Annotated in this window: 7 protein-coding genes and 1 riboswitch; of the genes, 2 read left to right on the top strand and 5 right to left on the bottom strand. The window is 51.1% G+C overall.

Annotated elements, in window-relative coordinates; translation table 11 throughout:
- Positions 1 to 5: 5 nt before the first annotated feature.
- On the bottom strand, positions 6 to 446 hold the full coding sequence (locus EOV40_RS06180; protein ID WP_128106199.1) for a DUF2946 family protein: 441 nt from the start codon (positions 444 to 446) through the stop codon (positions 6 to 8).
- Positions 447 to 567: 121 nt separating this feature from the next.
- On the opposite strand from EOV40_RS06180, the gene EOV40_RS06175 reads away from it, so the two are divergent.
- Both EOV40_RS06175 and EOV40_RS06170 read left to right on the top strand, forming a co-directional pair.
- Entirely contained in the window at positions 568 to 714 is a 147-nt protein-coding gene (locus EOV40_RS06175; protein ID WP_128105347.1) for an MYXO-CTERM sorting domain-containing protein, read from the top strand.
- 46 nt (positions 715 to 760) lie between these two features.
- Complete coding sequence (locus EOV40_RS06170; protein WP_050819829.1) at positions 761 to 1063, top strand: hypothetical protein; 303 nt, start codon at positions 761 to 763, stop codon at positions 1061 to 1063.
- 51 nt (positions 1064 to 1114) lie between these two features.
- Here EOV40_RS06170 and thiD read toward each other — a convergent pair whose 3' ends face one another.
- From thiD to EOV40_RS06150, 4 genes are all read right to left on the bottom strand, one after another.
- Positions 1115 to 1915 carry a bifunctional hydroxymethylpyrimidine kinase/phosphomethylpyrimidine kinase gene (gene thiD / locus EOV40_RS06165; protein ID WP_128105346.1) on the bottom strand — a complete coding sequence of 267 codons (801 nt, stop codon included), beginning with the start codon at positions 1913 to 1915 and terminating at the stop codon, positions 1115 to 1117.
- A gap of 61 nt (positions 1916 to 1976) precedes the next feature.
- Positions 1977 to 2096, bottom strand: a riboswitch (TPP riboswitch).
- Between the two features lie 75 nt (positions 2097 to 2171).
- Positions 2172 to 3512, bottom strand: a complete 1341-nt coding sequence (locus tag EOV40_RS06160) for an amidohydrolase family protein (protein ID WP_128105345.1) — start codon at positions 3510 to 3512, stop codon at positions 2172 to 2174.
- Between the two features lie 65 nt (positions 3513 to 3577).
- A complete protein-coding gene (locus EOV40_RS06155; protein ID WP_128105344.1) occupies positions 3578 to 12136 on the bottom strand; it encodes a GH36-type glycosyl hydrolase domain-containing protein in 8559 nt (2852 codons plus the stop codon).
- A gap of 52 nt (positions 12137 to 12188) precedes the next feature.
- On the bottom strand, positions 12189 to 12404 hold the full coding sequence (locus EOV40_RS06150) for a hypothetical protein (RefSeq protein WP_128105343.1): 216 nt from the start codon (positions 12402 to 12404) through the stop codon (positions 12189 to 12191).
- Between the last annotated feature and the right edge of the window lie 13 nt (positions 12405 to 12417).

The following is a 12417-nucleotide window of genomic DNA, read 5'->3' as shown; positions in this document are numbered from 1 at the left end:
TCCTGTCAGTAAAGACATGACAGGGAAAGAGGCGGCCCACGTGTATGGGGAAGGCCCGTAAAAACACCAGCAGGTGGAGCCCGTGGGGCACGATCATGATAGATCTGCCGCTTTGCCAGCAGCATAATGCTTAAGGCAATAAAAACCCCGATAAAGGCGATATCAGGCAGTTGCAGCAGCGGGCAGAGAGGGCAGAACCCGTTGTTATCATCATGCGAATGGTGTGCGGGATCATGCCCTTCATCATCGTCAGGCATAACCATGGCATCATCCATATCAGGGCATGCCGGGCTTTTAAGTGCTGGGCCAATATGAAGGCCGGTAAGGCGTTCAAGCGTAGCGCGGGGCATTTCCCCCAGCTGCGCATGGCTTTGGAGGAAAAGCTGCCCAACAAGCCCCACCATCACGCAAATGGCCACCAGCCATCGGCTGGCAAACAGGCGCATTTTTGCGTGCATGGTGGCTGATCTAGACAAAAATCCTCTCCAAATTGTGCTCTTGTTAAAGGAAGATTATTTGCCTTTTGTCAAGAAAGAGTAAGTGGCATTGCACAATGTGGGCTGTAAAATGGCACATGCCACAGATCAGCAAGGCTGTTCTGTGGTAGGGGCAGGTATAGCTGCTCCTATATCAGTTCTCTCGCTTTTGTGGGTGCAGGGGCGTAACCCTGTAAAAGACCTGCACGAAGCTTTTGTCAGCTTACAGCTTTTTTAAGCCGCATGCGGGTTAGACTGTTATTCCTGCAAAGAGGAAACAAACCATGTCAGCTTACAGCATTTTACGTACCGCTATTGAACAGAAAAAAGCCGTTTCTTTTACGCTTCATGACAAGCCGCAGGTTGGTTCACCCCACGCTCTGGGCAAAGGAGATGGCGTAGAAAAAGTGCTGATGTATCGTGGTGTGGATGCACATGAAAAGCGCGTGCCTGCTCAGGGGCAGTGGGATTGCCTTGCCGTATCTGAACTGAGCGACGTGAAACTGCTTGCAGATGAGCCGTTCCACCAAGGCCACCCGGATGCCGCACAGCGCGCTGGCATTCGTGAAGTAGATATTGAACTCTGATATACCCCTGTTTATCGGCATCATTCTATGTGATGCCGATAAAACCGCACATTATTTCCAAAGGTGATGGAAATGGTGCAGCGGGCCGTGGCCATGCCCGACATCAAGCGTATCACTCGCCGCAAGAGCGCCATGTAGATACGCTTTTGCCTCACGCACGCTCTCTTCCACCGATTTGGAAGGTAGTAACGCCGCTATTGCAGCAGAGAGTGTGCAGCCAGTACCGTGGTCATTACGTGTGTGGATACGGGGCGCTGCAAACTCCATAATTTCATCGGGGCCATACAGCAGATCAACACTCTCGGTTGATCCTTCAAGATGGCCACCTTTCAGCAAAACCCATTCTGAACCCAGCTTGGCCAACTCTTTTACCCGTAAGCGCATTTCATCCAGCGTCCACATAGGGTCGGCATCCAGCAAAACGCCTGCTTCTGGCAGGTTGGGGGTAATAAGCGTTGCAAGTGGCACCAGCTGGTCTCTGATAGTGCTGACTGCACTGCTTTCCAGAAGGTGATCTCCACTTTTGGCTACCATAACCGGGTCAAGCACAATATTTTTTGCACCATGATGATGCAGCCGTTCTGCAATAACCTCGGCAATGCCGATATTGGGCACCATTCCAATTTTAACGGCATCCACCCGCACGTCATCAAACACGCTATCAATTTGCTCACCCACAAATTGTGGGTCTAGCGCCACAAAGGACCGTACGCCTTGGGTGTTCTGGGCCACCACAGCCGTAATGGCCGCCATGCCATAAGCCCCCATGGCCGAAAATGCTTTAATATCTGCATGAATGCCTGCGCCACCTGTGGGATCGGTGCCGGCAATACTCAAAACATTGGCGATCATGGTCAGGCAATTCCCTTTCCGCAAGAACATGGCTCCCTGCCGCGCAATTCCAGCAAAAAGGATAGGGTGGCCAAACCTGTCCCTTCGCCGGCATAACCCGGATCAGGTTCAAAGGGTCATTGCGCTGCCTGTTGGCTCTGCAATCTCTCAGCCCCATGTCGGGGCACCCCTCGGTAAGGCCTAACGTATCAGGGCAGGGCCCTTTATGCACGCCATATTCAAGGTGAATCTGGTAAGGCCGGGGTAACTCTGCTTTTTATTTTTGCAGCACAGGGGGAGAAATGGCTACGCCGTTTTCCCATGTTTCAATAATCTTGTCGGCATTTGCTATATTGGCGGCAGGGTTACCGGTAACCACCAATACATCTGCCCGTTTACCCGGTGCCAATACGCCCCTATCAGAAAGATTCAGCAAATCTGCTGCGTTCTGGGTGGCGACATGAATAGTCTGCAAAGGTGTTAGCCCTGCCTGCACGGTAAGGGCGAGTTCCCGATGTTCTGCCACACCGGGCACGCGCAAAGGGGTGGCGCCGCTATCTGTGCCAAAACCGATTTTTACACCAGCATCATGCAGTGTTTTCAGGTTTTGCAGGTTCATCTCTAAAGATGAGCGGGCAAAATCAGCCTGTTTGCCGGCTTTGTGCTGTGCCTGCCATGCAGGATCATTAATCTGTTTCTGTAACGGGCCAGAAAGCCCTGCTATTGCAAAGGGAGTTTGCGTCCACGGCGCGCGATCAGCCCATGCTGTTGTGGCTTCATCCAGTTGAAGGGTGGCAATATACCAGATGCCGCGGGATTTCAGCGCCGCAACCAGCTCTGGCGTAACGGGTTTGTCCCGCACGCCATGAGCAAGAATATCCACCCCAGCAGCCACAACATGCTGGGCATCTTCCAAGTCATGAATATGCGCTGCCACGCGTAACTTGCGTTTGTGGGATTCCTCCACAACGGCAGCAATAATATCCGGGCTCATTTTAACGGGAAGCGTGCCATCAAAATCATCAACCCAGATTTTAACCAGATCTGTGCCTTCATCTGCCATTGTATCCACGGCTTCTCGGGCTTCATTGGCCGTTTTGGGGCGAAAAAGCTGGTTAGGAGCAACATTTACAGGCGGCGCCCCATTGGGAACACCAATGCCCTGATCAACCCCAAATAGATCAGCCGGCGTTTTCCCTGCGTGCGCTTCCTTACGGAGCGGATCAAACACATCTGGCACGTTATTACCCAACGCCGTAACCGTGGTGACACCGTACCGACGATACTGCCCAAGTGCTGCCATGATATTGGCCCGTGTATAAAATTGGGAACCCGTGGTTACGCCCTCATACTGCCCAACATGGCTGTGATCGGAAATAATACCGGGCAGGGCAGTATCTCCTGAACGATCCAGCACTTTGGCATCTTTGGGTATGACCACATTCTTGCCAACAGCAAGAATATGATCTCCCTGCATCACAAGTGTTGCATCTTCTATAGGGGGTGCTCCGGTGCCATCCACAATACGCACATGCGTGAGTGCAACGGGAGGAGCAGAGGCTGCAAGCGCCGGTGTTATCATGAACAGAGCGGTTGTGATGAAAAACATACGGCGCATATTGATTCCCCTAAGAGCGGCATGAACGGGAAGAAATTGGTATTCGTTCCATGTTTAGCAGATATTCATGAGCCAAGGATCACTTCTACTTTATGTAAAAGCCCATCATCTTGCATGTTCACTTCATGCATCATGTAACTTTGCAGACCATCTACGGTGATCTTTCTAACACCACGGCAGACATGATCCGGGTTTTTCACCAGAATATTGTATCGCGCTGTTTTCCATTGCAATGTTACCTCAAATTCCGGCCAATGCTGCGGAATGCACGGGTCTATCAAAAGCTTGTCTGCATGGATACGCACGCCAAGAATGGTCTCGGTTCCCACCCGTTGCATCCAACCGGCAGACCCGGTGTACCAAGACCACCCACCACGCCCAACATGCGGGGCTTCGGAATACACATCAGCGGCAATAACGTAGGGCTCCAGCTTGTAACGGGCTGCTTGTTCCTGTGTCTGGCTATGGGTGATGGGGTTGAGCATATGAAACAACGTTTGGGCCAGATTACCATCACCCAAGGCCGCTATAGCCATAACCGTCCATAAAGCGGCATGGGTGTACTGGCCGCCATTTTCACGTATGCCAGGTGGGTATCCACGAATATAGCCGGGGTCTGGCATGGCTTTATCAAATGGTGGCGTAAGCACCAGAATGAGCCCATCCTGCTGCCGCACAAGCCTATGAATGGCAGAGCGCATGGCGTGGTTGGCCCGTTCCGGCATGGCTGCCCCAGAAAGCACAGACCATGATTGAGAAATGGCATCTATCTGACATTCCGGCATGGTGTGGGAACCTAGGGGCGTGCCATCATCAAAATAGGCCCGCAGGTACCAATCTCCATCCCATGTGTGTTCCAGCGCTTTGGCCAGTTTACGGGTGTGTTGTTGCCATTTATCTGCCCGCATATCCTCATTACGGGCGCGAGCAATAGGAATAAATATCTCAAGCGTGGTGTAGAGGAACCAACCAAGCCACACACTTTCTCCACGGCCCTGTTCCCCCACACGGTTCATGCCATCGTTCCAGTCTCCCGTGCCCATAAGGGGAAGGCCATGCACACCCACGGCAAGGCTCCGATCAAGCGCACGGGCGCAATGCTCAAAAAGTGTTGCGCTTTCGGCCGAGTGTGCTGGAACCATGAAGTTGTCATGCTCGGTTATGGGTAGCGGAGGGGCTTCCAGAAAACCGATATTTTCATCCAGAACAGCCAGATCACCTGTTGTGGTTACGTAATGCGCAACCGTGTAACCAAGCCATGTGCAATCATCCGAAATATGGGTGCGCACGCCTGCTCCTGTTTGCGGCAGCCACCAATGCTGCACATCGCCTTCCACAAACTGGCGGGAGGCTGCGCGAACAAGATGCTCCCGCACCAAAGCGGGGCAGGAGGCCGCAAGGGCCATGCCATCCTGCAACTGATCTCTGAACCCATAAGCCCCACTGGCCTGATAAAAACCTGCGCGGGCACGCACGCGGCTGGAAAGTGTTTGATACAACAGCCAGCCATTGAGCATGATATCCATGCTGCGATCAGGCGTTTTAACCTGAACAGACCCACAAATACTGTTCCACTGCTGTTTGACCTCATCCAGAACGGTGTCCAGATCAACCGTCCGGTAATGGGCAATTATTCGTCTGGCTTCAGCCTCGTTTTCTGCTTCTCCTAGCAGGAAAACAATTTCCACCCGTCCATCTGCTGGCAGAGTAACTATGGTTTGCAAAACACCGCACGGATCAAGCCCAGCACCGGTGCTTCCCTGCACGGTATCTGCCAATGTTAGGGCATAAGGGCTATTCAGTGTACCATTTCTACCTACAAAGGAGGTTCGGTCTCCTGAACTGGCAGTGACGTAACCGCCAATATCGGCAAAGGCAACGCGACCACCATAAACCGCACTCCATTGATTGCGTGCAAACAGCGCCCCTGTGGCTTCATCTATTTGCGTTGTAATAAACGGCGCTGTTTTGGAGCGCGCCGTACCAAGCACCCATTCAACATATCCGGTCAGAGAAAGTGTGCGGGCATGGCCTGAAAGGTTATGCAACTGAAGGCGCGAAATCTTTATAGGGTCTTTTACCGGCGCATATTGCAACAGCGTGCTGCCTATGCCGTGCGCGATACGATCATACCGCGTATAGCCTCGCCCATGTCGGCAAACATAGGTTGCTTCTATATCACGGCGAATAGTGGCTGTGGGGCTCCATAATACCTTTGTATCTTCATCCCGCAGATAAAAAATCTCGCCCGGTTGGTTACTGACAGGATCATTGGACCACGGGGTTATCTGGTGTTCACGGCTGTTCAGCGCCCATGTATAACCGCTTCCTTCGGCAGATGCCTGAAAACCCGCAGTATCATTGGCAATCACGTTAATCCATGGAGCAGGCGTTGTACGGCCAGATGCCAATACCACCACATATTCCTGGCCATTCTTAGCAAACCCGCCATGGCCATTAAAAAATTCAAGTTCGGGAATATCTGGTACCTTGAAGGCACTGGGCGTGAACACATGCGGTGTTTGAAACAAAACAGATTTTGGAGCCACGGCCACATCGGCCTGATCAAGCTGTTCTGCCAAACCCTTATCTGCTGAAAGAACAACCCGGGCTGCCGCCAACAAAAGGTTCTTAACTGGTGCGGATATCAGATCAGCCCGTAAAATGCTGATAGAGCCCGCCACGGTTGCCGTTTTGGGCATGGAGCGAACAAGGTTTTCAAGAGTGTTCTGTAAATCCTGCAGGTAAGAAGATGGATGTTCATTCATTAGCACCAGATCGACAGCAACCTGCTTAAGCCGCAAGTATTCATGGGCCAGCAGAACCTGCCGGATAATATCCGTATCTGGCGTATCCTTTACGCGCAAAACCACCAGAGGCAGATCACCAGAAATACCTTGTTCCCACAGTATTGGCTGGGCGGCCATACCCTGCATGATAACTGCGGATGGTGCCCGTAAGGCAGCATTTGCAAACAGAATGTGGCCTGCCAAACGCTGGAACAGATCTGCTTCTGCTGGTGTAATATCAAAATGCCGAAACTGGATTTGCGCCTGTGTCCAGGACAGTGTGCGCGCACGGTCCAGCGCTGTATCATCCTGATGCACCTCAATCAGGCGTTCGAGCTCCTGACGGGATGAAGCCACCATTGTCCAGAATGTTATCCGCGCTGTAGCGCCTGGTTTAATGCTGACACGGCTGCGCATTGCAAAGCAGGGGTCCAGCACTGTTCCTGTTTGGCCAGATAATTCTGTTTCTCCCGCCAATGCAGCAGGGGATTGTAGTGTACGGCCACGGCCAACAAACTGTGCGCGGTTTGTTTCTACCGTCATGGGTGTGGCGCACACAGCCACATGCGCAGCCCAGATTTCCGGTTCATCAGGCGTGCGGCGCCTACGGGTTGCTATAAGCGCTTTGGCTTCTGGTAGATAATCTGTTTCTACAAACAGTTTTGTAAACGCTGGATGCGCAAGATCAGCATCCGGCGCAAGCAAAGCGAGTTCTGCATAAGATGTAATGTCTATTTCAACATTCTCATAGCCACCATTAAAAACGGTCAGGTAGCGCACATCAGCATCATCTTCCGCAGAAACCATAACCTCAACCGTTGTGGTGAGAGCACCATCACGCCGGGTAAATTCTGCACGATCTTCATGAAAAACACTTACGTAATCATCTGGCTCCTCCCCACAGGGCTGAATGCCAGCAGACCAGACTTTCCCGGTTTTTACGTTTTTGAGGTAGAGATATGACCCAAAATTATCCAGCGTTGGGTCTTCCCGCCACCGCGTAACAGCCAAGCCTTGCCACATGGTGTAGCCTGATCCTGCAGCCGTGAGCATAACTGTATAACGGCCATTGGAAAGAAGATGCGTAAAAGGTACTGGCGTATAATCCGTACCGTAATAGCGGCCAGATGTAGCTTGCGGCAATTCCGAACGGGGAAGCGGGTATTCTTCTATTGGCAGAGGGTGAGCCACCGCACCGGTGCGTGGGGCGCGTTCCTGCAACAGCAATTCGGCCGAGGCTATCACCGGGTCATCATGAAAGCGTTTTCTCATGATGCCGTCCAGAACGGCATCTGCAACGGAAAGAATAGACATGCCCTGGTGATGCGCCATGTAAGCCTGCACAATGGCCATTTTCTGCCCATCCGGCACGCGTTCTGGAGTGTAATCCAGGGCTTCGTAAAAACCGTATCGACCGTGCGCGCCTGTTTTTTCCAGAACAGAGAGATTGGCCACAGCTTTTTGCGGATCAACCATAGAGGCCAGCAGGGTGGCATAGGGCGCCACAACTCTATCCTGCCCAAGGCCACGTTTTAACCCTAGCCCCGGAATGCCAAAGTTGGAGTATTGATACGTATAATCGACATCCCGCACATTATAGGCTGATTCCGAAATACCCCATGGAATGTTGTGCGATTGCCCATAAGCAATCTGGCGCTGCACAATAAGCGCATTGGTTTGCTGGAGCAGGCTGCCTATAGGCGCGCGCATAACCAGAGAAGGCATAAGATATTCAAACATTGAGCCAGACCACGATACCAGTGCGGCTCCGCTGCCAGCCGAGGTAAGGGCCCGCCCCAGACGGAACCAGTCTCGCGCGGGAATGTCTCCTTTTGCGATAGCAAAAAAGACCGCCAACCGAGATTCAGAGGCCAGCAGATCATAGCAGTTACTATCGGGCGTATCTTCGGTTACCACAAACCCGATAGACAGAAGCTTGCGTGCAGGATCGCGCAAAAAGGCAAAGTCCATACCATATGCAAGCATGGTTGCTTTGGTTTGCAGCTCTTTCAGCCGGGCTTCAAATGTTGTGCCTTGCGCGTGGTCCAAATCACGCAAATGGCTTTCAATCGCTTTTAATGGTGCCAAACACCAAAAAAGTGGGTCTGCGGCAGTTTGTTCTTCTGCTGCAGTGGGTTCGGCATACAGGTGGGATGCGTGTTCTGCTATGGTTTGCGCCTGCTTCAGCAATGAAAGCAAACTGGCCTCGGTTTTTACTTCAGAGGCGCTCAGAACAGATGTTTTTAACCGTGCGAGTGACCGAACAAGAACTTTTTGCTGCTTTGTATTCTGCAATCGTTCACCATTACGGAAAGTAAGATCTGTAATGGCTAAAGTAATGGCATCTGCTATTCCCTCACGCCACATGGATGGTTGGGCTGAATTGAGAGTCCATTCTCGGCAAACACGGGCCAAAGCAACAAGATGGCCAGCAAAATTACCGCTATCTACGGTAGAAACATATAAAGGTGCCAGAGGCTCCAAATCAGCCGTACTGTACCAGTTATACAAATGCCCTTTGTGTTTTTCTAATGCATCCAGTGTTTTAAATGTGTTTTCAAGCCGCTCTATTGTATCTGCCAAGCCATTCCAGCCAAAATCATAGGCGCTGACAGTGCATAAAAGATAAAGCCCTATATTGGTGGGAGATGTGCGTCTGGCTACAACGGGAGAGGGGACTTCCTGAAAATTGTCTGGCGGAAGCATGTGATCATCCGCTGTAACAAACTCCTCAAAAAAGCGCCATGTATTGCGGGCTGTCAGTCGCAAAGTGCGAATATCAGTGCGAGATGGGCGGGATTGCGCCGTTAAAACAGCTACCCGGCTTGTCCATAACCCAATAGCGGGAGAAAACGCCCACAGAACAGCCAGTGGGCCAATAAAAATCAGGTTTTCCACATCCTGCATGGTTACTTGTATGACAAGAATAACCGCAATAAGTGGGGCAGAAAGCATCTTCAGGTAATATTGAAGCAGCCCGGATTGCAAAAGATCTGCCGTTTGCGCTGCAGGCACCCATTGCAACAAATATCGCCGTGTTACAAAAACGCGCCCAAGGGTGCGTATAATTGCATCACCTAACAAACAGGCCTGATGCACCAGAAACGTGATGTTCAGTGCCGACATCACAACGGCATTGGAAATGGATGCTCCCAATACATTAAAATAGCTACGAAAACTGATCCATTCTCGGCGTGGAGCAATATCGGGAATAACTGGCAGAAAAGCAGGTACGGCCATAATCAGAAGGATAAACAACGTCCAGATACCGGCGTTTTCTGGCAACAAAATCCAACTGATAATCAGAGCCAACAAAGTAAAGGGCGCGCATAAGGTGCGGCGCAAATTATCCACCATTTTCCAGCGCGCAATTCCAGATAAACTGTCGCGCGGGGAAGGGGTGCGAAATATGCCTGAAACAATCCAGGGAAGCAGTTGCCAGTCTCCCCGCGTCCAACGATGGAGCCTTTGAGCCGCAACCAGGTAATCTGTCGGAAACTCCTCTATCACCTCAATATCAGACGCCAACCCGGCACGCGCAAAAATACCCTCAAACAGATCATGGCTTAAAAGGGTTGCTTCTGGCACACGCCCGGCCAAGGCTGCTTCAAACGCATCAATTTCGTAAATGCCTTTGCCCGCGTAAGATCCCTCTCCAAACATATCCTGATAAAGATCTGATATGGCAGATGAATAGGCATCTATTCCGCTAGATGCAGAAAAAATGCGTTGGAACAACGTGCTCTGATGCCCGATAGGCAAAGAGGGGGTAACGCGCGGTTGCAAAACGGCATAACCCTGTTGCACACGCCCGGTTGTGGCATTGAACTGTGGCGCATTAAGGGGGTGCGCCAGTTTACCCACCAGTTTTTTAACGGTTTCAAGGGGCAGGCGTGTATCTGCATCCAGCGTGACGATATATTTTACAGCTTGAGGAATATTCTGGCAGCATTCTGCCAAAAAAGTGGTGTCTGTTGCACCGCGCAACAGTCGGTTCAGTTCATGCAACTTGCCCCGCTTGCGTTCCCACCCCATCCATACACCTTCACTCTCGCTCCAAACCCTGTGGCGATGAAGAAGGAGAAACCTGTTACCATCCGGGACAGATCCGTATTTTTGGTTAAGATGATGAATACCGGCAGAAGCGGACTGAAAAAGTGCCGCATCCTCTGGGGCAGAAGCCTCTGAATGATCAGACCAGTCTGTCAAAAGCGCAAAGTACACACCGCTATCATGTGTGGCCAGGTAGTGGACTTCCAACCGGGATAAAAGCTCCTCCACCGTTTTTACGTTGGTAAGCAGGGCAGGAATAACCACCATTGTGCGCAATTTTACCGGAATACCGCCTAAAAGCTCCAATCCCGGTAATGCCGTTACCTTGGTAACGCGCAAAGCCATCCAGTTAATGCACGCAACTGCTGCTTCCAATGCGGGGGCAAATGCCAGAACCGCCACCAAGATTACCCACGGGAACCATGCTCTTTCCTGAAAGGAAAGCCATACAGGACCAACTAGGAAGATCAGCGCCAGCATAAAAACAATTACGGCATAACCTGTAATGCCGCTTTGGCAGAATGTTTGCGCCAGTTTTCTGGTAAGGCTTGGGCGAAAGCCGATGGAGGCCTCCAGAATGGAGCGCCCCTCCATTACCAGATAATAACCGGGATCATTCTTGCGTTGGTCAAACGTATTGGAAGAAGCAGCTTCCTGCGCTAAGGAAACCGCCTTTTTGGCAATATCAATTTCATCAACAGTGCTGCCATAGGCCAAATCTTCAATGGCTTTGCGGTAAAGGTCTCGGCTGGCAAAATCTGCGCATGTAAAACTTGCGTATTCTGCAAATACTGTATCTACCAAACACACTTGTTCAAATGTTTCTGTCCAGTCGGATTCTGCAATATGCCGCAAACTGGTAATAATATTTCGAATGGTAGCGTTAAAGGCGCCCTGTGTTTGTAAATATTCCTGAATGCCTTGCTCGATATTTGTTTTTTTGTCTGCCAGACGCTGCTCCAGCCATATAAGCACAGGATCTTTTTCTGGATCTATTCCTCTTGAGCGATGAGCAAGCTGCGCCGTAAATGCAGGCGTAATAATGCGTGGATCTATTTGAGATAATATGGCGGACAATGCGGGCGCATCGCTCTTTCGCGCAGATGCAAGCTGATCAGCCAAAATATCCGCTGCTTGTTGGCTGGCATGGCTATCTATAATGGCGCTTACAATCCGGCGCAGATTTTCTATTAAAACAATGCGCAAGGTAATGGGAACAGCCCAAAGCTCACCTATCGTAAGTGGTGTAACCGTTTGGTAGGCAAGCAGAAACCGGCGCAGAAAATCGGGCTGAAGATAGCTGTCTGTATGGGCCACAAAAGCCCATGTAATGCCAAACACGCGCGGCAAACCTATAAAAGGGCCATTCGCAAGCTTGGGCAGGCGCGTATAGTAACCACTCGGCAAATCCAGACTGGTTTCTCTAATTTGCATATCAATAAGGGCATAGTTATCTGCCAACCATTGGGCGGCTGGTGGTAGCAGTCGTCCTCTTTGGCTTGCCTTGGTTACTGTTTCATTCGCCGCAGCCAGCAGGGCCGCATTTTCTGCCAATCTGCGCTTAAGAGGCTGCCCGCGCCGATTATGTTTGGCGGGCACAACGGCCTGTGCAACTGCCAAGCTTTTGGCGTGCGCTTCCAAACGTTCAATGCCAAAAATTTCGCTTTTTATCGGGAAAAGGTCATCCTGTATGTTGATATGAATATGCCCCCCGAACAAACGGCGTAAAAACGAACGGCTGGCACTTTTGGGGCCGGTATCAGATGGTTGTTCTGTATGCATGTACCAACTCCCTTATAAGGGCCGTACTCACGTTAAACGCGGCCTTTATGTGCTATTTCCGAAACAGGCTTTTTCTTGTTTTTGAGGTAGAAGACGGTGCTTTTTCTTTTAGAAGAGTCTGCTTTTTCACCGCTTCATTTTGCGCTTTGTTGTTTTCTGAAGCCGGCTTTTTACCGCCTGCTTTGGCATCAGCTGTCTTCTGCTCCGCCTTTTTCTGTGTTTTGGAGGAACGGGAAGGGGCCTGAGTATTGACAAAAGGAGTGCGCATATTCGTTCTCCAT

Origin of the sequence: Acetobacter oryzoeni (assembly GCF_004014775.2) — a bacterium.
In the GTDB taxonomy this organism is placed as follows: Bacteria; Pseudomonadota; Alphaproteobacteria; order Acetobacterales; family Acetobacteraceae; genus Acetobacter; species Acetobacter oryzoeni.
The sequence above is the reverse complement of the archived record's forward strand: the minus strand, read 5'-3'. Positions and strand labels throughout refer to the sequence as shown.